25 protein-coding genes and 2 other annotated features are annotated in these 21457 nt (G+C 43.8%); of the genes, 21 read left to right on the forward strand and 4 right to left on the reverse strand.

Annotation, left to right across the window (positions count from 1 at the left end; all coding sequences use genetic code 11):
* The first annotated feature begins 23 nt into the window (after positions 1 to 23).
* Positions 24 to 1049: a spore coat protein CotN gene (gene cotN / locus LJF29_RS01430; protein ID WP_229146593.1), complete on the forward strand. Its 1026-nt coding sequence runs from the start codon at positions 24 to 26 to the stop codon at positions 1047 to 1049.
* Positions 1050 to 1068: 19 nt separating this feature from the next.
* Here cotN and LJF29_RS01435 read toward each other — a convergent pair whose 3' ends face one another.
* Positions 1069 to 1260, reverse strand: coding sequence for a hypothetical protein (locus LJF29_RS01435; protein ID WP_010335171.1), 192 nt, complete (start codon positions 1258 to 1260; stop codon positions 1069 to 1071).
* A gap of 166 nt (positions 1261 to 1426) precedes the next feature.
* Positions 1427 to 1648 (forward strand) — a binding site (T-box leader).
* A gap of 59 nt (positions 1649 to 1707) precedes the next feature.
* On the opposite strand from LJF29_RS01435, the gene valS reads away from it, so the two are divergent.
* The 16 genes from valS to rpmA all read left to right on the forward strand — a co-directional run bounded on the left by valS (position 1708) and on the right by rpmA (position 16139).
* Positions 1708 to 4350 carry a valine--tRNA ligase gene (gene valS / locus LJF29_RS01440; RefSeq protein WP_010335170.1) on the forward strand — a complete coding sequence of 881 codons (2643 nt, stop codon included), beginning with the start codon at positions 1708 to 1710 and terminating at the stop codon, positions 4348 to 4350.
* 59 nt (positions 4351 to 4409) lie between these two features.
* On the forward strand, positions 4410 to 5702 hold the full coding sequence (locus LJF29_RS01445) for a bifunctional folylpolyglutamate synthase/dihydrofolate synthase (protein ID WP_229146594.1): 1293 nt from the start codon (positions 4410 to 4412) through the stop codon (positions 5700 to 5702).
* Positions 5703 to 5842: 140 nt separating this feature from the next.
* The gene (locus tag LJF29_RS01450) at positions 5843 to 6589 is read left to right on the forward strand and encodes a prepilin peptidase (RefSeq protein WP_229146596.1); all 747 of its coding nucleotides are present in this window, start codon (positions 5843 to 5845) and stop codon (positions 6587 to 6589) included.
* A 132-nt stretch (positions 6590 to 6721) separates the two neighbouring features.
* Positions 6722 to 7720 carry an SPOR domain-containing protein gene (locus LJF29_RS01455; RefSeq protein ID WP_229146597.1) on the forward strand — a complete coding sequence of 333 codons (999 nt, stop codon included), beginning with the start codon at positions 6722 to 6724 and terminating at the stop codon, positions 7718 to 7720.
* 150 nt (positions 7721 to 7870) lie between these two features.
* A complete protein-coding gene (locus LJF29_RS01460) occupies positions 7871 to 8440 on the forward strand; it encodes a Maf family nucleotide pyrophosphatase (RefSeq protein WP_229146599.1) in 570 nt (189 codons plus the stop codon).
* A 37-nt stretch (positions 8441 to 8477) separates the two neighbouring features.
* A complete protein-coding gene (gene radC, locus LJF29_RS01465; RefSeq protein WP_168748368.1) occupies positions 8478 to 9173 on the forward strand; it encodes a RadC family protein in 696 nt (231 codons plus the stop codon).
* Positions 9174 to 9264: 91 nt separating this feature from the next.
* Positions 9265 to 10278, forward strand: a complete 1014-nt coding sequence (gene mreB / locus LJF29_RS01470) for a cell shape-determining protein MreB (RefSeq protein ID WP_010335164.1) — start codon at positions 9265 to 9267, stop codon at positions 10276 to 10278.
* A 30-nt stretch (positions 10279 to 10308) separates the two neighbouring features.
* Positions 10309 to 11181 carry a rod shape-determining protein MreC gene (gene mreC, locus LJF29_RS01475; RefSeq protein WP_010335163.1) on the forward strand — a complete coding sequence of 291 codons (873 nt, stop codon included), beginning with the start codon at positions 10309 to 10311 and terminating at the stop codon, positions 11179 to 11181.
* A complete protein-coding gene (gene mreD, locus LJF29_RS01480) occupies positions 11178 to 11696 on the forward strand; it encodes a rod shape-determining protein MreD (RefSeq protein WP_010335162.1) in 519 nt (172 codons plus the stop codon). Before mreC ends, mreD begins: the two co-directional genes overlap by 4 nt.
* A 52-nt stretch (positions 11697 to 11748) precedes the next feature.
* Positions 11749 to 12429 (forward strand): septum site-determining protein MinC, encoded by a 681-nt coding sequence (gene minC / locus LJF29_RS01485; RefSeq protein WP_168748367.1) that lies wholly within the window; start codon positions 11749 to 11751, stop codon positions 12427 to 12429.
* A 1-nt stretch (position 12430) separates the two neighbouring features.
* Positions 12431 to 13237, forward strand: a complete 807-nt coding sequence (minD, locus tag LJF29_RS01490; protein WP_229146600.1) for a septum site-determining protein MinD — start codon at positions 12431 to 12433, stop codon at positions 13235 to 13237.
* 149 nt (positions 13238 to 13386) lie between these two features.
* Positions 13387 to 14181, forward strand: a complete 795-nt coding sequence (locus tag LJF29_RS01495; RefSeq protein ID WP_229146601.1) for a M23 family metallopeptidase — start codon at positions 13387 to 13389, stop codon at positions 14179 to 14181.
* A complete protein-coding gene (locus LJF29_RS01500) occupies positions 14174 to 15040 on the forward strand; it encodes a M50 family metallopeptidase (RefSeq protein ID WP_229146603.1) in 867 nt (288 codons plus the stop codon). Before LJF29_RS01495 ends, LJF29_RS01500 begins: the two co-directional genes overlap by 8 nt.
* A gap of 57 nt (positions 15041 to 15097) precedes the next feature.
* Positions 15098 to 15175: a sequence feature (ribosomal protein L21 leader region), on the forward strand.
* A 13-nt stretch (positions 15176 to 15188) separates the two neighbouring features.
* Positions 15189 to 15497: a 50S ribosomal protein L21 gene (gene rplU, locus LJF29_RS01505; protein WP_003222620.1), complete on the forward strand. Its 309-nt coding sequence runs from the start codon at positions 15189 to 15191 to the stop codon at positions 15495 to 15497.
* A 3-nt stretch (positions 15498 to 15500) separates the two neighbouring features.
* Positions 15501 to 15842: a ribosomal-processing cysteine protease Prp gene (locus LJF29_RS01510; RefSeq protein ID WP_026014751.1), complete on the forward strand. Its 342-nt coding sequence runs from the start codon at positions 15501 to 15503 to the stop codon at positions 15840 to 15842.
* 12 nt (positions 15843 to 15854) lie between these two features.
* Positions 15855 to 16139: a 50S ribosomal protein L27 gene (gene rpmA, locus LJF29_RS01515; protein WP_003222623.1), complete on the forward strand. Its 285-nt coding sequence runs from the start codon at positions 15855 to 15857 to the stop codon at positions 16137 to 16139.
* A 119-nt stretch (positions 16140 to 16258) separates the two neighbouring features.
* Here the strand turns inward: rpmA and LJF29_RS01520 are convergent, their stop codons facing one another.
* Positions 16259 to 16381: a hypothetical protein gene (locus LJF29_RS01520; RefSeq protein WP_125825434.1), complete on the reverse strand. Its 123-nt coding sequence runs from the start codon at positions 16379 to 16381 to the stop codon at positions 16259 to 16261.
* A gap of 77 nt (positions 16382 to 16458) precedes the next feature.
* Between LJF29_RS01520 and LJF29_RS01525 the strand changes: the two genes are divergently transcribed.
* From LJF29_RS01525 to pheA, 4 genes are read left to right on the forward strand one after another with little or no spacing between them, the layout of a single operon-like run.
* Positions 16459 to 17037 carry a sporulation initiation phosphotransferase B gene (locus LJF29_RS01525; protein WP_168748364.1) on the forward strand — a complete coding sequence of 193 codons (579 nt, stop codon included), beginning with the start codon at positions 16459 to 16461 and terminating at the stop codon, positions 17035 to 17037.
* 34 nt (positions 17038 to 17071) lie between these two features.
* Positions 17072 to 18358 carry a GTPase ObgE gene (obgE, locus tag LJF29_RS01530; RefSeq protein WP_229146605.1) on the forward strand — a complete coding sequence of 429 codons (1287 nt, stop codon included), beginning with the start codon at positions 17072 to 17074 and terminating at the stop codon, positions 18356 to 18358.
* Positions 18359 to 18412: 54 nt separating this feature from the next.
* A complete protein-coding gene (thrR, locus tag LJF29_RS01535) occupies positions 18413 to 18856 on the forward strand; it encodes a transcriptional regulator ThrR (RefSeq protein WP_010335153.1) in 444 nt (147 codons plus the stop codon).
* 17 nt (positions 18857 to 18873) lie between these two features.
* Entirely contained in the window at positions 18874 to 19731 is an 858-nt protein-coding gene (pheA, locus tag LJF29_RS01540; RefSeq protein WP_010335152.1) for a prephenate dehydratase, read from the forward strand.
* 21 nt (positions 19732 to 19752) lie between these two features.
* Here pheA and LJF29_RS01545 read toward each other — a convergent pair whose 3' ends face one another.
* A complete protein-coding gene (locus LJF29_RS01545; protein ID WP_229146606.1) occupies positions 19753 to 20295 on the reverse strand; it encodes a transcription repressor NadR in 543 nt (180 codons plus the stop codon).
* On the reverse strand, positions 20261 to 21442 hold the full coding sequence (locus tag LJF29_RS01550; RefSeq protein WP_229146607.1) for an IscS subfamily cysteine desulfurase: 1182 nt from the start codon (positions 21440 to 21442) through the stop codon (positions 20261 to 20263). Before LJF29_RS01550 ends, LJF29_RS01545 begins: the two co-directional genes overlap by 35 nt.
* Positions 21443 to 21457 lie beyond the last annotated feature (15 nt).

The raw sequence follows: 21457 nt of genomic DNA on the forward strand, positions 1-21457 counted from the left end.
GATCGGAAAATGTGGTGAATGGAATGGAAGATGTCCAATCGGTTCTTCAGGAATACGGACTGACGGCTCAATTTATTGAGCCGGTCAGTCCTCGTGTGTGGAAAGTGTATTCAGATTATGGGGTATTTGCGCTGAAAAAAATGAAATCGGTTCGCGGCAGACATTTTACAGATCAAATGGTGGCAATTGAGGAAAAAGGCTTTCATTCCTTTGTTCCTATTTACAGAACAAATGGGGGGGAGTTTTTCTCCGGGGGCATACAAACGGGAGACTCCTATTACTTAATGCCTTGGCTCCAATTTGACCAAGAGGAAGAGCGGGATCAGAAACATGGATATCTATTTAGAGAAACAGCCCGCCTCCACGAAAGAACTGCGCAAGAAATCAAGGTCAGGCGTGAAGACATTGAACGCCACTATGAACAAACGAGAAAAAAGTGGGAAAATGAAAAGTTCATTTATGAACAGTTTGTAGACAGAGCGGAGAAAGAATGGTACCTTTCTCCCTTTGAACTGCAGGCTGTAACCTATTTTTCAGAAACCATTTCCGCTGTAAACTTTGCGCTTGAGCGGATTAAGGACTGGTATGAAGCGGCAAAAGAAAAAGGCACCTCAAGGGTTGTCATTAACCACGGCAGCCTGTCTATTCACCATTTTCTGTACAATGATGCAGGAACTGGATATTTTACGAATTTTGAGAGAGCGTCTGTGGGGCCGCCGCAAAACGACTTGCTCGGCTTTTATACACGAATGTTCAGCGGTTTTCCAAAAGCTTGTCCTGAGTGTGTCGATTGGTTTTATGCATATACGAAAGCATTTCCTCTGCATGAGGCTGAAATCAGTCTTTTTCTCAGTTACATGGCTTATCCGGCAGCGGTGTACAAAGTGCTGAACCGCTATCAGACCGGGAAAAGGTGCCGTGAAAAAGATGAATGTACACACTTATTAAAGGCATACTGGCAAATGAAAAATATAGAGCCGTTTGTGATGAAAATTCATCAAATTGAACAAGAGAAAAAATTTCAGGCGGAAAACGAGTCCACGTCTTAATTGGCGCGGACTTGTTTGTTTATATCCATTCCAAATGAAGCGCACAGGCTAAAAAAATCAATAGTGCGAGCAGCAAGACATCAAAGGTTGTCGGAAAGAAAATGGTTCTGATACCCTGGAAAATCGTTATCGGAATAATCACTTGCGCGGATACAAGCCGAATTTGCCTGACCCACGGCGGCAGGGAATAAGAGCTGAAACGTTTCTTCACGGTGCATCCTCCTCTACGCATTTACAAGCATCATATGTATACTTAGTCAATAGGTGCCTGCCCATCTTGTATAAGAAGCAGTATTTTTGGAAAAGATGATTGACGAATCAAAAACACTTTTACTATAATAAAGAACATAAATAAAGAATATAATGAGCTGATAGATACACCTGCTTAGAACGGGAAGAGTACAAGAAAGACGCATGCAGAGAGAGAAGCCGCTTGCTGAAAGGCTTCTTATGTTGTTTGATTGGAAGGTCGCCCGGGAGCACAATTTCTTGAAAGAAGAGTAGAGAGATTCGGGAGACCCCCGTTATCCGTTGAAGCGCATGAACTGAAAAGGTTCATGAAAAAAGGTGGTACCGCGAAAGAGCTTTTCGTCCTTTTCCCAAGGATGAAGGGCTCTTTTTTCGTTCTCAGCCATTTTACACATGCTGGAGGGTTATGATGGAAACGAATGAACAAACAATGCCGACAAAATACGATCCGGCTGCGGTTGAAAAAGACCGATATGATTTTTGGCTAAAAGGTAAGTTTTTTGAAGCGGGCAGTGACCAGACGAAAGAGCCGTACTCTGTTGTTATTCCGCCGCCAAATGTAACAGGAAGGCTTCACCTTGGCCACGCGTGGGACACAACGCTGCAAGACATTGTAACAAGAATGAAACGCATGCAAGGCTATGATGTGCTGTGGCTTCCGGGTATGGACCACGCCGGTATTGCGACACAGGCTAAAGTTGAAGCGAAACTTCGTGAAGAAGGCACAAGCCGCTACGATTTAGGCCGTGAGAAATTCCTTGAAGAAACGTGGAAGTGGAAGGAAGAATATGCCGACTTCATTCGCAGCCAGTGGGCGAAATTAGGGCTAGGCCTAGATTATTCCCGTGAGCGCTTTACGCTTGATGAAGGGTTAAACCGAGCGGTTCGCGAAGTATTCGTTAAACTTTATGAAAAAGGCTTGATCTACAGAGGCGAATACATTATAAACTGGGACCCTGCAACAAAAACAGCTTTATCCGACATTGAGGTCATTTACAAGGACGTTCAAGGCGCATTCTATCACATGAGCTATCCGCTTGCTGACGGATCAGGTTCAATTGAAATCGCGACGACACGTCCAGAAACGATGCTTGGTGATTCAGCCGTTGCGGTACACCCTGAGGATGAGCGCTACAAGCACCTGATCGGGAAAACGGTTATTCTGCCTATCACAAATCGTGAAATACCGATTGTCGGCGATGACTACGTTGATATGGAATTTGGTTCAGGTGCAGTGAAAATTACGCCTGCCCATGATCCGAACGACTTCGAGCTTGGCAACCGTCATAACTTAGAGCGCATTCTTGTCATGAATGAAGACGGCACGATGAATGAAAATGCGCTGCAATATCAAGGCATGGATCGCTTCGAATGCCGCAAAAAGCTCGTCAAAGATTTACAGGAGGCAGGCGTTCTCTTCAAAATCGAGGACCATCTGCACTCTGTCGGGCATAGTGAACGAAGCGGAGCAGTTGTTGAACCTTACCTTTCTACCCAATGGTTTGTGCGCATGCAGCCGCTTGCTGATGCAGCAATAGAATTGCAAGAGAAAGAAGAAAAAGTCAACTTTGTTCCTGACCGCTTCGAAAAAACGTATTTGCATTGGATGGAAAATATCCGCGACTGGTGTATTTCCCGTCAATTATGGTGGGGCCACCGCATTCCTGCCTGGTATCATAAAGAAACCGGCGAGTTATATGTCGGTCTTGAAGCGCCAGATGACAGCGAAAATTGGGAGCAGGATACAGACGTGCTGGATACTTGGTTCAGTTCTGCGCTCTGGCCGTTCTCCACTATGGGCTGGCCTGATCTGACAGCTGAAGATTTTAAACGCTATTATCCGACTGACGTTCTCGTTACAGGCTACGACATCATTTTCTTCTGGGTGTCACGCATGATTTTCCAAGGAATTGAATTTACTGGAGAACGTCCGTTTAAAGATGTTTTAATCCATGGTTTAATCCGTGATGAGCAGGGCAGAAAAATGAGTAAATCTCTTGGCAACGGTGTCGATCCGATGGACGTGATTGACAAGTACGGAGCCGATTCCCTTCGCTATTTCCTGGCGACTGGAAGCTCTCCTGGTCAAGATCTTCGCTTCAGCTATGAAAAAGTGGAATCAACTTGGAATTTCGCCAATAAAATTTGGAACGCTTCTCGATTTGCGTTAATGAACATGGACGGCATGACATATGATGAGCTTGATCTTTCAGGTGAGAAATCAGTAGCTGACAAGTGGATTTTAACGCGTTTAAATGAAACGATCGAAAGTGTGACACAGCTAGCTGATAAATATGAATTTGGTGAAGTCGGCCGCCATTTATATAACTTTATTTGGGACGATTTCTGTGATTGGTATATTGAAATGGCGAAGCTTCCTCTATACGGAGAAGATGAAGCGGCTAAGAAAACAACCCGTTCCATCCTTGCTTATGTTCTGGATCAAACGATGCGCCTGCTTCATCCGTTTATGCCATTCTTAACGGAGGAAATTTGGCAGCACCTGCCTCACCAAGGAGAATCCATTACTGTGAGCACATGGCCTGTTGTTGTGCCTGAGCATACAGACACTGAAGCTGCTGCTGACATGAAGCTTCTCGTTGAACTGATTCGTTCTGTGCGTAATATCCGCAGCGAAGTAAACACACCGATGAGCAAGCAAGTTGAACTGTACATTAAAGCGAGCACGGACGAGGTCGCAGCCCGTCTCGAAGCAAACCGTTCATATGTTGAACGCTTTACAAATCCGAGCGTGCTGAAAATCGGTACAGATATCGAGGCTGTTGATAAAGCAATGACGGCAGTTGTCACAGGCGCAGAGGTTATACTTCCGCTTGAAGGTTTAATTAATATCGATGAAGAAATCGCCCGACTGCAAAAAGAATTCGATAAGCTGACGAAAGAAGTCGAACGTGTTCAAAAGAAACTTGGAAACGAAGGATTTATAAAAAAAGCGCCTGCGCACGTAATTGATGAAGAGCGTGAGAAAGAAAAAGATTACGTGGCGAAGCGTGACGCTGTTCAAAAACGAATGGCTGAGCTTAAGGGCTAATGAAAAGCCGAGGCGGTTTCTTGAGAAACCGCCTCGGCCTATAAAAGAGGGGATTATCATTGTTTACTGCATATGAAGAAGCGCGCAGCTGGATTCACAGCCGTCTAAAATTCGGAGTGAAGCCCGGTCTTGATCGAATGAAGCAGCTGATGGAGCGATTGGACCATCCTGAAAAGAAAATCCGCGCGCTCCACGTGGCGGGAACAAACGGCAAAGGATCAACTGTTGCTTTTATCCGTTCTATGCTGCAAGAAGCGGGATACACTGTCGGTACGTTTACGTCGCCTTATATCATTACATTTAATGAGCGCATCAGCGTAAACGGCACACCTATTACAGACGAGGAGTGGGTCACACTCGTCAATCAGGTGAAACCGATCGTTGAAGAGCTTGACCAAACTGAACACGGTCAGCCGACAGAATTTGAAATTATGACGGCTTGTGCATTTTTATATTTTGCTTCGTATCATCAGGTAGATTTTGTTATTTTTGAAACAGGTCTCGGCGGAAGGTACGATTCTACTAATGTTGTCGAACCGCTTTTAACTGTCATCACAAGCATCGGTCACGACCATATGAACATTTTAGGAAACACCATTGCAGAAATCGCAGGAGAAAAAGCCGGGATTATTAAAGATGGCATTCCGATGGTGACAGCCGTTACCCAGCCGGAAGCCTTACAGGTAATCCGACATGAAGCTGAACGAAAATCTGCTCCTTTTCAATCATTGCATGATACATGCAGGATTTATAATGAAGAGGCTCTTCCAGCGGGAGAACAATTTTCTTTTAAAACAGGAGAAAAGTGTTATGAAGATATTCGAACATCTCTCATCGGCACGCATCAAAGACAAAATGCGGCTTTGTCCATTTTGGCTGCCGAGTGGCTTAACAGGGAAAACATTGCTGAAATTAGTGATGCTGCTATTAGAACCGGGCTCGTTAAGGCTGCTTGGCCGGGCAGATTAGAGTTGGTTCAGGAACATCCGCCGGTATACTTAGACGGCGCCCATAATGAAGAAGGGATCGATAAGCTGACTGAAACAATGAAGCAGCGTTTCCCGGATTCCGACATTTGTGTGGTGTTCAGCGCGTTAAAGGACAAGCCGTATCATGACATGATTAAGAAACTGGAAACCATCGCGCACTCGATTCATTTTGCTTCTTTTGATTTTCCGCGTGCTTCACTTGCGAAAGACCTGTATGAAGCTAGTGAAATCGGCAGCAAAAGCTGGAGTGAAGATCCGGAGCAAGTGATCAAATTAATAGAAAACAAAAAAGGCTCAAATGATATCGTGCTCATTACGGGATCACTATATTTTATTTCTGACATTCGAAAAAGAATGCTGTAATGACTTTGTCCCGGCAGAATCAATAATGATATTCTGCCGGGATTTTTTCTGTCAAAATCTAAAATTGCTTATTATAGTTCAATATGCTAACCGTGCTACAATCCATAGCATAATCTAATGAGAGTAAAGGTGTGTTGTCTATGATTCCGATTCTTTTTGTCCTCGGCCTTATCCTCGGTTCATTTTATTACACGGCAGGATGCCGTATCCCCTTACACATGTCCATCATAAACCCTCGTTCGGCATGTTCTTTTTGCCGGAGAACCTTAACCCCGGCAGAATTAATCCCTGTTTTATCTTTTGCTCTGCTAAAAGGCAAATGCAAAAGCTGCGGCCAAAAGCTCTCTCTTATGTATCCAGCGGCAGAGCTCTCGACAGCGTGTTTATTTGCAGCCGCGGGATTTCGTTTTGGTTTGTCTTGGGAACTGATTGTTGCGTTGCTGTTTCTTTCTCTTCTTATCATTGTTTCTGTGACAGATATTCACTTTATGCTGATTCCAAATCGCATATTGCTATTCTTTCTTCCCTTTCTGGCGGCTGGCAGAATCATTTCTCCGCTTTATTCATGGTATGAAGGCTTCATAGGTGCGGCTGCCGGTTTTCTTTTGCTGGCTTTTATTGCCGTCACCACTCATGGAGGAATAGGGGGAGGGGATATTAAATTACTTGCCGTCATCGGCCTTGTGCTTGGTGTGAAAATGCTTGCTGCCGCGTTTTTCTTTTCCGTACTTATAGGAGCATTGTACGGAACTGCCGCTGTACTGTTCGGAAGGCTGGGCAGAAAACAGCCGATTCCCTTTGCACCGGCAATTGCCGCAGGAAGCATTTTCGCTTATTTATACGGTGACTCTATCATTTCCTTTTATGTCAAAATGGCGTTAGGGTGACTGATGAAAAATTTGACGAACGTTTTTTGGACAAGACGACAAAAGTCTTGTTCTTTTTTTTTTCGCCTGTGCTAAAGTGTGTAGCATGAAAAGCCACAAGAACGGTCACACAAATGAAGGGAGGAAGCAGAATTGAAAAAAAGGAAGCAAAAAAAAATCAGTAAAGCGGAAGAAAAAGCCCTTAAGGTGACGATTAATGGAAAAGAAGAAACAGTTTACGAGCAGGAGACACCGAAGACAGAGCAAGAAAAAAACATGACATTTTCAAATTGGGAGGAAAAGAGAAAGGCGGAGCAGGAGGTTGCAGCATCCCATGAACATCCTGATGAAGATGAATTTAACTGGGATTCAGAGGAGGATAAGGTGTTTAAAGATGATCCCAAAGTTGTTCCGCCCTATCAAAAGAAAAAATCGAAGCTCTATTCAAAAGGAAAGACAGGGGCGGCCAAGCCGGTAAAAAGAGTGGCGGCAACGATTGCCTTTGCTGCGGTTTTAGGCACCGGCTTAGGGTTATTTGCATTAAATATATCAGGCAATAAAGAAGCGTCGGCGCCAGCCTCTTTAGATGCCTCTTTAGGCAGCCAGACGGCAAAAGCAGGAGATACAGCTGCGGAGAAACAAAGCACCGCCGGAGAAAAACAAGCGGCACAAACGGAAGGTACATATAAAACATATGCAGTGCAAGCAGGAAAGTTTTCAAATGAAAAGGGTGCAGAGACGTTAACTGAACAGCTGACTGAAAAAGGATATTCCGCCGTTTCCCTGTCAAAGGATGACGGGTACACGTATGTCATCGCGGGCCTGGCAAGTGATAAGGCTGTATCACAGCAGGTAGGGCAGATTTTAATCGACAGCGATTTTGAAGCCTGGGGGGGCAAGGAACTATCCTTATCAATAGAGTCCGATATGACAGGTCCTTTCAAGAAAACAGCGGAGCTCTCAGCGAAGGCGATCCTCGGAGAAGATATTACAAAAGCGAGTGTTGAAAAAATAAAAAATTCGCTCGGTAAAACAGAAGCAGCTGAAACGGGAGAGAAAAAAGCAATTTTGCAGGCGTTAAAGGAATTAGAGGACCCAAGTGCTGAAGCCGGATGGAAGGCTCAGCAGCAGCTTTTAGCCGTAATTAAATAATAGAAAGTGCCTGAGCCTTCGTCCTTAGTGACAGGCTTTTTTTATTTTGTCATGAAAAAGTTATTTTTCTGAAATTGTGGCGAGCCTCGTGATTTGGTAGGATAAATGAGTATCTTTTTTTCTTAAGCAAACCCTGAAAGGATGACGAACATGGCTAAGCCGCTTATACTTGCATCACAATCTCCGCGAAGAAAAGAACTCCTCGATCTGCTTCAGATTCCCTACACCATTATTGTCAGTGAAGTAGAGGAAAAATTAAATCGAAACTTTTCACCTGAAGAAAACGTCCAATGGTTGGCAAAACAAAAAGCTAAGGCTGTGGCCGATCTCAATCCGGGCGCAATCGTAATCGGTGCTGATACAATGGTATGTCTTGACGGTGTGTGCCTCGGCAAACCGCAAGATCAAGAAGAAGCCGCTGCCATGCTTCGCAGGCTTTCCGGCCGTAGTCATTCAGTGATAACCGGTGTCAGTATTCAAACCGCAAATCACAGCGAAACGTTCTATGATAAGACAGAAGTTGTGTTTTGGCCCCTCAGTGAAGAAGATATTTGGACTTATATTGAAACGAAAGAGCCGATGGATAAAGCAGGTGCTTACGGCATCCAAGGAAAAGGCGCACTTTTTGTAAAGAAAATAGACGGAGATTATTATTCAGTCGTAGGGCTCCCTATATCAAAAACAATGAGAGTTCTGAAGGATTTTGATGTAGAAGCCTGACGATTTTTATAAACGGGAAGGGAAAGAAAAGGAGGGCTTGATCATACACGATCTGCCATTTAAACTCAAAGATTTCCCAAAGAAAGAAAAGCCTAGAGAACGGCTGCTGAAAGTCGGAGCCGAGAACTTAGCAAACAACGAACTTTTGGCTATTTTATTGCGGACAGGCACAAAGAACGAATCTGTTATGAACCTTTCAAACCGGCTTCTGCGTTCGTTTGACGGGCTGCGCCTGCTGAAAGAAGCTTCAGTTGAAGAACTGTCCAGCATCCCGGGAATCGGTCTTGTGAAGGCTGTGCAAATACTGGCAGCAGTTGAACTGGGAAGCCGTATTCATAAATTAGCCAATGAAGAACATTTTGTAATCCGCTCCCCGGAAGACGGCGCAAATCTGGTCATGGAGGATATGCGCTTTTTAACCCAGGAGCATTTTGTCTGTTTATATTTAAATACAAAAAACCAAGTCATCCATAAACGCACTGTTTTTATCGGAAGTCTGAATTCATCCATTGTCCACCCCCGGGAGGTATTTAAAGAAGCGTTCAAACGATCTGCCGCTTCCTTTATTTGTATCCATAATCATCCTTCGGGGGATCCGACGCCGAGCAGGGAAGATATTGAAGTGACAAGACGGCTGTTTGAATGCGGAAACCTGATTGGCATCGAGCTGCTTGACCATTTGGTGATTGGCGACAAAAAATTTGTGAGTTTAAAGGAAAAAGGATATTTGTAACACTTTTTTTTTCATCGAATTAAGCTATAATAGAGTTTATGAGTTTTTCCCTTTAGGGTATTTTTGCTTTAAGAAAGGAAGATACATACATATGTTTGGAATTGGTACAAGAGACCTTGGTATAGATCTTGGAACTGCGAATACGCTTGTTTTTGTAAAAGGTAAAGGAATTGTTGTGAGGGAGCCGTCAGTCGTCGCGTTGCAAACGGATACGAAATCGATTGTTGCTGTCGGTAATGATGCGAAAAATATGATCGGACGGACGCCTGGAAACGTAGTGGCTCTTCGCCCGATGAAAGACGGCGTTATCGCTGATTATGAAACAACGGCTACCATGATGAAATATTACATCAATCAGGCCATTAAAAATAAAGGCATGTTTGCCAGAAAACCTTATGTGATGGTTTGTGTGCCATCCGGCATTACTGCGGTTGAAGAGCGTGCTGTTATCGATGCGACAAGACAAGCCGGAGCGCGTGACGCGTATCCGATCGAAGAGCCGTTTGCTGCGGCTATCGGCGCCAATCTCCCGGTTTGGGAACCGACTGGAAGCATGGTTGTTGATATCGGGGGCGGAACGACAGAAGTTGCAATTATTTCCCTCGGAGGTATTGTAACATCTCAATCCATCCGCGTTGCCGGTGATGAAATGGACGATGCGATTATCAACTACATCAGAAAAACATACAACCTGATGATCGGGGACCGCACAGCTGAAGCGATTAAAATGGATATCGGCTCTGCTGAATCCGCAGAAGAATCCGATAAAATGGAAATCCGCGGACGTGACTTGCTGACAGGTCTGCCGAAAACGATCGAAATTACCGGGAAAGAAATTTCTAATGCTTTGCGTGACACGGTGTCAACCATTGTAGAGGCAGTGAAAAGCACACTTGAAAAAACACCGCCTGAGCTTGCCGCAGATATCATGGACAGAGGTATTGTGTTAACCGGTGGCGGAGCGCTTCTTCGTAATTTGGACAAAGTCATCAGCGAAGAAACAAAAATGCCGGTCCTTATCGCTGAAGATCCGCTTGATTGTGTAGCGATCGGGACAGGAAAAGCACTGGAGCACATCCATCTTTTCAAAGGAAAAACAAGATAATCGGGAGTTCAATAGAAGAGGTGTAACACGATGCCGAATAAACGGTTAATGCTATTACTTCTGTGTATTATCATATTGGTGGCTATGATTGGATTTTCGCTGAAGGACGGCCGTAATACCACCTGGCCTGAGAAACTGATCGGTGATACGACGGGAGTATTTCAAAACATTTTTCATACGCCTGCCGAATTTTTTGCAGGGATATTTGAGAACATTAGTGATTTAAAAAACACATACGAAGAAAACGAGCGTCTGAGAGAAAAGCTTGACGGACAGACAAAATATGAAGCCAAGCTCCAAGAACTTGAAGACGAAAACAAATCCCTGCGTGACGAACTCGGCCATGTGAAATCAATAAAAGATTACAAGCCGATTTTGGCGACAGTCATTGCCAGAAGCCCTGATAACTGGGCGAAACAAGTGACCATTAACAAAGGGACACAGCAAAACGTAGCGAAAGATATGGCGGTAACGAACGAAAAAGGCGCATTAATCGGGAAGATTAAAAGCTCAGGCCTTAATAACTTTACGTCTACGGTCCAGCTTTTAAGCGATACTGACCGTAATAACAGAGTCGCAACAACCATTTCCGGGAAAAAAGGCAGCAAAGGCTACGGTTTAATCGAAGGCTATGATAAAGACAAAAAACGGCTTAAGATGACCATAATCGAACGCAAGGATAAACAAGACGTGAAAAAAGGCGATCTGATTGAAACGTCAGGCACAGGAGGCGTATTTCCGGAAGGGCTGACAATCGGTGAAGTGACTGAGATCGAGTCTGACTCTTATGGATTAACGAAAGTTGCCTATGTAAAACCTGCGGCTGATCTTTCAGATTTAAATAATGTGATCGTTGTTAATCGTGATGTGCCGACTGTCGATACAGAGGAGGAAGGATCGTGAAACGTTTCCTTCTCCCTTTCGTTATGATGTTGGTTTTTTCGGCGGAAAGCATTTTTACTGATCTGGTGCATTTCCCGTTTGTTACGGATGACCAGGTGCTGGTCCCGCGTTTTCTGATGCTTGTGCTGATTTTTATGTCGGCTTTTATCAATCAAAAACACGCGGTGATCTACGGTTTTATTTTCGGCTTTCTATATGATATGAATTATACAAGTCTATTAGGTGTTTATATGTTTGGCTTTGCGGGGCTAAGCTATTTGGCGTCAAAAGCGTTTAAAGTGCTGCACACAAACGCATTTGTCGTCATCCTGATTGCTGTTCTCGCTGTTTGTCTGCTAGAATTTTATGTGTTCGGTATTCAGTCGCTGATTCACAAAGACATTATGACGTTTAATGGCTTTGTGCTAGACCGGTTTATACCGACAGTTTTATTAAATATGATAAGCGCACTCATCCTGGTTCTCCCATTTAGATTATTTTTTATGAGTCTAAAGAAAGAATTGAGAGATGAGTAAAAAGGATTTTATCTTTTTTTGACGAAATGAGTATGTTGTTGAGGTGAATATTGTGAAGACCAAAAAGCAGCAATATGTAACGATAAAAGGAACAAAGAATGGTTTGACATTGCATCTTGACGATGCATGTTCTTTTGATGAGCTTCTCGATGGTCTTCAGAATATGCTGTCAATTGAACAATATACAGATGGAAAAGGCCAGAAAATCAGCGTTCACATTAAGCTGGGCAATCGATGCTTATATCAGGAGCAAGAGGAACAGCTGACCGAAATAATTGCGTCAAAAAAAGATTTGTTTGTTCATTCTATTGAGAGTGAAGTCATTACTAAAAAAGAAGCACAGCGTATGAAAGAGGAAGCGGAAATTATTTCTGTCTCAAAAATTGTCCGTTCAGGCCAAGTGCTCGAGGTGAAGGGCGATTTGCTTCTGATCGGAGATGTGAATCCGGGCGGGACAGTCAGAGCCGGCGGAAACATTTTTGTTCTGGGTTCGCTGAAAGGGATTGCCCACGCCGGATTTAACGGAAATAATCATGCGGTTATTGCTGCCTCTGAAATGCTGCCGACACAGTTAAGAATCAATCACGTGTTAAATCGCTCCCCAGACCACATTCAAAAAGGGAACGAAATGGAATGTGCTTATTTAGATACAGACGGAAATATGGTCATTGAACGCCTTCAACATTTGGCTCATTTAAGACCTGATCTAACAAGGCTTGAGGGAGGAATGTGAATTGGGTGAGGCTATCGTAATAACTTCGGGAAAAGGCGGAGTAGGTAAAACAACAACATCTGCTAACCTCGGTACCGCCTTAGCCATTTTAGGGAAGCGTGTATGTTTAGTAGATACTGATATAGGACTGCGCAACCTGGATGTAGTAATGGGTCTTGAAAATAGAATTATTTATGATCTCGTAGACGTTGTAGAGGGCAGATGTAAAATGCATCAGGCGCTCGTAAAGGATAAACGTTTTGATGATTTGCTCTATTTAATGCCCGCTGCTCAAACGAGCGATAAAACGGCTGTTGCTCCTGAACAAATCAAAACTATGGTCCAAGAGCTCAAGCAAGAATTTGATTATGTCATCATAGACTGCCCCGCAGGAATTGAGCAAGGATACAAAAACGCCGTTTCCGGGGCTGACAAGGCGATAGTGGTCACAACGCCTGAAATTTCAGCTGTGCGAGATGCTGATCGCATTATAGGGCTATTGGAAAAAGAAGAAAATATTGAACCGCCGCGGCTCGTTGTAAACAGAATCAGAAATCACCTAATGAAAAACGGTGACACGATGGATATCGATGAAATCGTTCAGCATTTGTCGATTGATTTGCTCGGTATCGTTGCCGATGATGATGAAGTGATTAAGGCATCGAACCATGGCGAACCAATTGCAATGGATCCGAAAAACCGCGCTTCCATCGCATATCGAAATATTGCCCGCCGCATTTTAGGCGAATCTGTTCCTTTGCAGGTGCTTGAAGAGCAAAACAAGGGAATGATGGCTAAGATTAAGTCATTTTTCGGAGTAAGATCTTAATTTCATAGAATAAAAGAGAAGAATCTGACAAAGCAAATGCTGTGTCAGGTTTTTTTGTTTCTGACTGCTCTGTGATGAAGGTAAATCGAATAATTGCCGTGGACAAGACATATGATGTACAAACCCAACGAATGCAAAGGATGATGGCAATGAGTCACAGAGCAGATGAAATCAGAAAACGATTAGAGAAAAGAAGGAAACAGGTTTCCGGCTCAAAACGTTTCCCTACTCAGACAGGTTCCGAAAAGCAAAAACCGCCGTCTTGGGTCATGGTATCTGATCAGGAAAAACATGGGGCTATCCCGGTATATGAAGATGGCAATTCGAATTTCAGCGGAAGACACCCTTTGGTGAAAACAGACTCAATGATTCTGAAATGTCTTCTATCGGCCTGCCTTGTTCTTGTTTCTGCCATAGCCTATAAAACAAATAGTGGACCCGTCAGCCAGATCAAGCCGGTCGTTGCACAAACCTTCGAAACAGAATTTCAATTTGCTTCAGCAAGCCATTGGTTTGAAACGAAATTTGGCAGCCCGCTTGCATTTCTCGCTCCTGAAAAGAAAAATAAGGAACAGCAGGTTGAAGTGGGTCAGGATCTCGTCGCACCCGCATCTGGTAAAGTTCAGCAGGATTTTCAGGACAACGGGGAAGGCATTAAAGTCGAAACAAGCAGCGATACAATCGATTGTATAAAAGAAGGCTATGTTGTTGAAGTCAGTAAAGACGGTGAGACGGGGCTGACAGTGAAAGTGCAGCATGCTGACAATACCTACAGCATTTATGGTGAACTGAAAGACGTGGATGTCGCTTTATATGATTTTGTAGATAAAGGCAAAAAGCTCGGTTCGATTAAACTCGATGATCATAACAAAGGGCTCTATTATTTTGCCATGAAAGACGGCGACAAATTTATTGATCCGATTCAGGTGATCTCATTTGAATAAATGGCTTGACCTCATCTTGAAAATTCATGTTCATCCTTTTCTTTGGATTATCATGGCGCTGGGGCTGATTACAGGGCATATGAAAGCATTGCTGTGTTTGCTTGTGATTGTTCTGATCCATGAGCTGGGGCATGCCGCTCTGGCCGTGTTTTTTTCTTGGAGAATCAAGCGTGTTTTTTTGCTGCCATTTGGAGGAACAGTTGAAGTGGAAGAGCACGGAAATCGGCCGTTAAAGGAAGAGTTTGCGGTTATTATTGCCGGACCTCTTCAGCACATTTGGCTTCAGCTTGCAGCTTGGATGATTGCAGGCCTCTCAATAATTGATCAGCAGACCTTTGAACTGTTTACATTTTATAATCTATCTATTTTATTTGTGAATCTGCTGCCGATTTGGCCGCTTGACGGCGGCAAGCTGTTATTTTTATTTTTTTCAAAGCATCTGGCTTTTCAAAAAGCGCACCGGCTGAATCTAAAGACTTCACTTGTGTGCTGCCTGCTTCTCGCATGCTGGGTTTTATTTGCGGTTCCTCTGCAAATCAGCGCATGGGTTTTGTTTGTCTTTCTGGCTGTTTCTTTGTTTGAGGAGTACAGGCAAAGACACTACATCCATGTGAGGTTTCTCTTGGAAAGATACTATGGGAAAAACCGTGAGCTTGAAAAATTGCTTCCGCTTACCGTTAATGCTGAGGATAAAGTCTATCATGTCATGGCGGAATTCAAACGAGGCTGTAAGCATCCCATTATTATAGAAAAGTCAGGAGAGAAGTTAAGCCAGCTGGATGAGAATGAAGTGCTGCATGCCTACTTTGCTGATAAACGGACAAATTCCTCCATGGAGGAACTGCTGCTGCCTTATTAAAATCGATTGACAAACGCCTTGTATTTTGATATATTTTTTAATGTTATGGATGTAGCACCAATGCTACAACCGCTCAGTACAGGTGTTAAGAGTTGTTTTACAGCCCCCTGGTATCTGGCGAGTCTTAGTCTAATAGGAGGTGCAGAGAATGTACGCAATCATTAAAACAGGCGGTAAACAAATTAAAGTTGAAGAAGGCCAAACTGTTTACATCGAGAAACTTGCTGCTGAAGCAGGTGAAACAGTTACTTTTGAAGACGTTTTGTTTGTTGGCGGAGACAATGTGAAAGTCGGCAACCCTACAGTTGAAGGCGCAACAGTAACGGCTAAAGTTGAAAAACAAGGCCGCGCGAAAAAAATCACTGTTTTCAGATACAAAGCAAAGAAAAACGTTCATAAAAAACAAGGTCATCGTCAGCCTTACACTAAAGTGACGATCGAAAAAATCAACGCGTAAGCCATGATCCAGGCAACAATCAGAAGGTCCCGTGCTGACAAAAGCGTATTGTCTTTTGAAATGACGGGCCACGCGAATTTTGCTGAACATGGACAAGATCTCGTCTGTGCCGGAGTGACAGCTGTTGTGTTTGGATCCGTTAACGCGGTCATCGCGTTGGCGGGCTTCGAGCCGCTTCTTGATATAGGAGAAGATGGGGGTTATTTTTACTTTGAATTCCCTGAATCTCTCGATCCGGAGGCGCGCCAAAAAGCTCAGCTGCTGATTGAAGGCATGATTGTTTCGTTAGAGACAATCGAACGGGATTACAAAGATCACTTGCGTGTGACCACAAACATAATATAGGAGGTGAGCTACATGCTTAGATTAGATCTTCAGTTTTTCGCTTCTAAAAAAGGAGTAGGTTCTACAAAGAACGGACGTGACTCTGAGGCTAAACGTTTAGGTGCTAAACGTGCTGACGGTCAATTCGTAACAGGCGGTTCTATCCTTTACCGTCAACGCGGAACAAAAATTTACCCAGGTGAAAACGTGGGCCGCGGCGGAGATGACACTCTTTTTGCGAAAATCGACGGAACTGTTAAATTCGAACGTTTCGGACGTGACCGCAAAAAAGTGAGCGTATATCCTGTAGCTCAATAATGATTCAAAAACTCCGGTCGATAATGACTGGAGTTTTTTTTGCAATATGCGGAGTAAGCATCAAGAATGTTATGCAGAGTATGTGCGAGCAGACCCCGCCAAGAATGAGAACGAATGTCTCAAACCCACTGGATATGTTCCCCAAGCAGTAATACATAAAATGTTCTGCCTGGCTGAAAATCAACCGAAGCCAGAAAAAAGGAACATGATATTTCTGGGAAAAACAATTGTTTTTCTATCAAAGCCTTCTCTGTTATAATTCATAATACACACTTATACAGACTCCTAAATAAGAAATCAAATGATTGGGAGTGCGAAAATGAAGGATGTTTCAAAAAATCAAGAAGAAAATATAAGCGATACAGCTTTAACAAATGAACTGATTCATCTTCTCAGCCATTCCCGGCATGATTGGATGAATAAGCTGCAGCTTATTAAAGGAAACTTAAGCTTGCAGAAGTATGACCGCGTCTTTGAAATCATTGAAGAAATGGTGATAGACGCTAAACACGAATCAAAGCTCTCAAACCTGAAAACACCGCATTTAGCGTTTGATTTTCTTACGTTTAATTGGAAAGCCCAATGTATGACGCTTGAATATGAAGTTCTCGGGGAAATTAAGGATTTGTCAGCTTATGATCAAAAATTGGCGAAACTGATGAGAAAGCTGTTTCATCTGTTTGAACAAGCAGTTACTAGAGGCAGTGAAAATCATTTAACCGTTTCGCTTCAAACCGATCATCCTGACAGACAGCTGATACTGTACCTTGATTTTCACGGCACTTTTGCCAATATATCTGCCTTTGATGATTTTCGGCAAAATGGATATGAGGACTTTGATATCATGCGTTTTGGGATCACAAGCCACGAATGTCTAATTGAAATTGGGTTGAACTAGCGGTGTTTTTTAACGGTTTAGAACGGAGGACATTATGTTTGTAGATCAGGTGAAAGTGTATGTAAAAGGCGGCGACGGAGGCAACGGGATGGTTGCGTTTCGCCGTGAAAAATATGTGCCGAAAGGCGGCCCTGCCGGCGGAGACGGCGGAAAGGGAGGAGACGTCGTTTTTGAAGTGGACGAAGGTCTCCGTACTCTTATGGATTTTAGATATAAAAAACACTTTAAAGCGATTCGCGGCGAGCATGGCATGTCAAAAAACCAGCATGGACGAAATGCGGAGAATATGGTCATTAAAGTTCCGCCCGGCACAGTTGTGACAGACGATGATACAAAGCAGGTCATTGCCGATTTAACCGAGCATGGACAGCAGGCAGTCATCGCAATGGGCGGAAGAGGCGGAAGAGGAAACTCACGCTTTGCCACACCGGCAAACCCTGCACCTCAGCTCTCAGAAAACGGTGAACCGGGAAAAGAACGCTATGTTGTTCTTGAATTAAAAGTACTTGCAGATGTCGGGCTTGTCGGATTCCCAAGTGTAGGGAAATCGACTTTATTGTCCGTCGTTTCATCTGCCAAACCGAAAATTGCGGATTATCACTTTACGACACTTGTTCCGAATCTTGGCATGGTCGAAACAGATGACGGACGGAGCTTCGTTATGGCCGATTTGCCTGGCCTGATTGAAGGGGCTCATCAAGGCGTCGGGCTCGGCCACCAATTTTTGCGCCATATTGAGCGGACCCGCGTTATCGTTCATGTCATTGATATGTCCGGTTTGGAAGGCCGCGATCCGTATGAGGATTATGTGACGATTAATCAGGAATTGAGCGAGTACAATTTGCGTCTCACGGAGCGCCCGCAAATTATTGTCGCGAATAAAATGGACATGCCGCAGGCGGCGGAAAATCTTGAAGGCTTCAAAGAAAAGCTGAAGGATGATTATCCGGTGTTCCCAGTCAGTGCAGTGACAAGAGAAGGTCTTCGCGAGCTTTTGTACGAAGTCGCCAATCAGCTGGAAAACACTCCGGAATTCCCGCTGTATGACGAGGAAGAGCTTACGCAAAACCGTGTCATGTACACGATGGAGAATGAAGAAGTGCCATTCAACATTACGCGAGAACCTGACGGAGTCTTTGTGCTTTCAGGAGACAGTCTTGAGCGGTTATTCAAGATGACTGATTTCTCACGTGATGAATCTGTTAAACGATTTGCAAGACAGATGCGGGGGATGGGTGTTGATGAAGCACTCAGAGAACGCGGGGCCAAAGACGGAGACATTATCAGACTTCTTGAATTTGAATTTGAATTTATTGATTAATAATGGGTGAGAGCCTGGATATCAGGCTCTCTATTTTCAAAAGGGGGGATGCAAGTGAAAGAGGAGACGTTTTATCTTGTCCGTGAAGATGTGTTGCCTGATGCGATGAGAAAAACATTGGAAGTCAAAAAACTGCTGGATCGAAAAAAAGCAGAATCAGTGGCAGACGCCGTTCAAAAGGTAGATTTAAGCAGAAGCGCATTTTATAAATACAGAGATGCCGTTTTTCCTTTTTATACAATGGTTAAAGAACAAATTATCACACTTTTCTTTCATTTAGAGGATCGCTCAGGCGCGTTATCTCAGCTCCTTCAGGCGGTGGCTGACTCTGGAAGCAACGTTCTTTCCATTCACCAGACCATTCCGCTTCAAGGGAGAGCAAACGTAACGCTGTCTATCAGTACATCCGCAATGGAAGAGGACATTCATACATTAATGAACAAGATGAGAAAGTTTGACTTTGTAGAAAAGGTTGAAATATTAGGTTCAGGAGCGTAAGGGGAGAGAATATCGTCATGAAAGTCGGTTACTTAGGTCCAGCAGCTACATTCACACATCTAGCAGTCAGTTCTTGTTTTCTAAATGGCGCCGAGCATGTTGCTTACCGCACAATACCGGAATGTATAGATGCGGCAGTTGCAGGTGAGGTTGATTTCGCTTTTGTACCTTTAGAGAACGCATTAGAAGGATCAGTAAACTTAACAATAGACTATTTAATACATGAACAGCCTCTGCCTATCGTAGGTGAAATGACATTGCCGATACATCAGCACTTACTCGTTCATCCTTCCAGAGAGAATGCGTGGAAAGACCTGAACAAAATTTATTCGCACTCACATGCGATTGCGCAGTGCCATAAGTTTCTCCATCGGCATTTTTCTTCCGTCCCGTATGAATACGCCAATTCAACTGGAGCGGCGGCAAAGTTTGTCAGTGACCATCCCGAGCTGAATATCGGGGTGATTGCCAATGAAATGGCGGCTTCTACATACGGATTAAAAATCGTAAAACGGGATATCCAGGACTATAGAGACAATCATACGCGATTTGTCATTCTGTCTCCTGATGAAAATATAACCTTTGAAGTGAATTCAAAATTGAATTCAAGACCAAAAACAACACTGATGGTGATGCTTCCCCAGGATGATCAATCCGGAGCGCTGCATAGAGTGCTGTCTGCTTTTTCTTGGAGAAACTTAAACCTGTCAAAAATCGAATCCCGTCCGACCAAAACCGGGTTAGGGAATTATTTCTTTATTATTGATATTGAACAGGCGTTTGATGAAGTATTAATCCCTGGAGCTATGCAGGAGCTTGAAGCGCTCGGGTGCAAAGTAAAGCTGCTTGGTACATATCAATCTTATCAATTATAAAAAGCCCTAATAGGGCTTTTTTTAGTCTTCAATCAAAATGCCGGCTTCCTCGAGCGCTTGACAGGCTTGATCGATGCGATGTTCATCCGGCGCTGTCAGTGTATGGAGATGCACACCATCTGTCAGCTGTGATAAGTAGGCGGCATTTGTGGAATTGATCTTTTTGATGAAATGTTTGACTTCTTTTCGCGTGCCGACTTGGATCGCTGCAGTTAAATCGCCGTATACAGGGTGCTCAATTTTTACGTCTTTTACAGTTACCCCTTCATCCACGATGAGCTGCAATTCTTCTTCTGTCCGTTCAGGTCCGTGCAAACACGCTATGATTCTTTCTGCCTGCTGATGCTTTTGAGCGGCGGCGTCCAGATAGACATACCCTTGGCTTGTGGCGATAATCGGCTCATTTTTCGCTTTTAAAAGCGAGATATCCTGAACGATCACCTGTCTTGAAACATTTGCTTTTTTGGCGAGCTCTCCTCCTGTCAGTGGCAATTGGGATTCCTTCAGCCACAAAAGAAGCTGCTCACGCCTATTGGCGCCCATGAGCTTTAATTCTTCGGTCAATATGATATTCTCCTTTCCTTTTTTCCAAAAGCGCTGTAAACGTATGTAATAACATATCCAGCTGTTCAGTGGTTGTGTTTCTTCCGAAAGAGATCCGGATAAATTGCAAGGCTTCCTGTTCTGTTTTTCTTAACGCTTTCATCGTTTCAGACGGCCCGTGATAACCTGCAGAACAAGCGCTGCCCGTTGAAATGCAAATATTATTCCGATTACATTCTAACATAACATATTGTCCTTCAAATGAGCCAAAAAAACACCCGATAATATGGGGCAGACATTCTGTGTTTGCACCATCTGCCGCAAGGGTTACAGGCAGAGACCGAATACGGATTTGTTCTAAAAAGTATTGTCTCAGCATTTGATTGTGGGATATCTGTTTTTCCATTTCACTTGCGATCAGCTCCGCTGCCGCTGTAAAGGCTCCGATACCCGGTACGTTTACCGTGCCTGCTCGAAACCCATTCTCGTGAGCGGTGTCAGGGTATACCGGCTTCCAATTAACGTCCGGTCGAATATAGACGGCTCCGACTCCTTTAGGGCCGTGGATTTTGTGACTGGAGACAGAGAGAGCATCAACCCCCATTTCCTCAGTATTGATGGGCAGTTTGCCGAATGTTTGAACCGCATCACAATGAAGAAGAATTTTCCTGTTGTGAAGAAACGATGAAAGGTTTTTAATGGGCTGAATGATTCCTGTTTCTGAATTGGCATGCTGAATAGAAACCAGGCCTGTGTCCTGTCGAATATGGGCTGCCAATATTTCCTCGGTAATAAGCCCATACTCATTAGGCTTAATGATTGTCACGTCAAAGCCATGATTATGCAGAAAAGCAGCACAGTTATGGATTGATTGATGTTCCATGGCCGTCGTAATAAAATGTCTTTTTGTTTTTGGCAGGCCGTTTAACAATGATTGAATGCCAAGAAAATTGGATTCAGTACCGCCGCTTGTAAAATATATCCCATCTGTTTCTCCGCCGATTATGGCAGCTATTTTCCCCCGGCAGTACTCCAGTATATGCTTTGCTTTTCCCCCAGCATCATGCAAACTGCTGGCATTTCCGTACATTTCAATGCTGAGCTTCTGAAATACGTCCAGAGCTTCCTCGCAAATTGGCGTGGTTGCTGCATAATCTAAATAAATCATCCGGTCTTTCCTCCA

This window comes from Bacillus sp. LBG-1-113, from assembly GCF_020708615.1.
In the GTDB taxonomy this organism is placed as follows: Bacteria; Bacillota; Bacilli; order Bacillales; family Bacillaceae; genus Bacillus; species Bacillus mojavensis.

Coding starts and splice junctions, on each gene's coding strand:
- LJF29_RS01460 (WP_229146599.1), top strand. CDS start 7,871: ATGGCTAAGCCGCTTATACTTGCATCACAATCTCCGCGAAGAAAAGAA.
- rpmA (WP_003222623.1), top strand. CDS start 15,855: ATGCTTAGATTAGATCTTCAGTTTTTCGCTTCTAAAAAAGGAGTAGGT.
- mreB (WP_010335164.1), top strand. CDS start 9,265: ATGTTTGGAATTGGTACAAGAGACCTTGGTATAGATCTTGGAACTGCG.
- LJF29_RS01450 (WP_229146596.1), top strand. CDS start 5,843: ATGATTCCGATTCTTTTTGTCCTCGGCCTTATCCTCGGTTCATTTTAT.
- rplU (WP_003222620.1), top strand. CDS start 15,189: ATGTACGCAATCATTAAAACAGGCGGTAAACAAATTAAAGTTGAAGAA.
- pheA (WP_010335152.1), top strand. CDS start 18,874: ATGAAAGTCGGTTACTTAGGTCCAGCAGCTACATTCACACATCTAGCA.
- mreC (WP_010335163.1), top strand. CDS start 10,309: ATGCCGAATAAACGGTTAATGCTATTACTTCTGTGTATTATCATATTG.
- LJF29_RS01550 (WP_229146607.1), bottom strand. CDS start 21,442: ATGATTTATTTAGATTATGCAGCAACCACGCCAATTTGCGAGGAAGCT.
- cotN (WP_229146593.1), top strand. CDS start 24: ATGGAAGATGTCCAATCGGTTCTTCAGGAATACGGACTGACGGCTCAA.
- LJF29_RS01525 (WP_168748364.1), top strand. CDS start 16,459: ATGAAGGATGTTTCAAAAAATCAAGAAGAAAATATAAGCGATACAGCT.
- LJF29_RS01510 (WP_026014751.1), top strand. CDS start 15,501: ATGATCCAGGCAACAATCAGAAGGTCCCGTGCTGACAAAAGCGTATTG.
- obgE (WP_229146605.1), top strand. CDS start 17,072: ATGTTTGTAGATCAGGTGAAAGTGTATGTAAAAGGCGGCGACGGAGGC.
- valS (WP_010335170.1), top strand. CDS start 1,708: ATGGAAACGAATGAACAAACAATGCCGACAAAATACGATCCGGCTGCG.
- LJF29_RS01495 (WP_229146601.1), top strand. CDS start 13,387: ATGAGTCACAGAGCAGATGAAATCAGAAAACGATTAGAGAAAAGAAGG.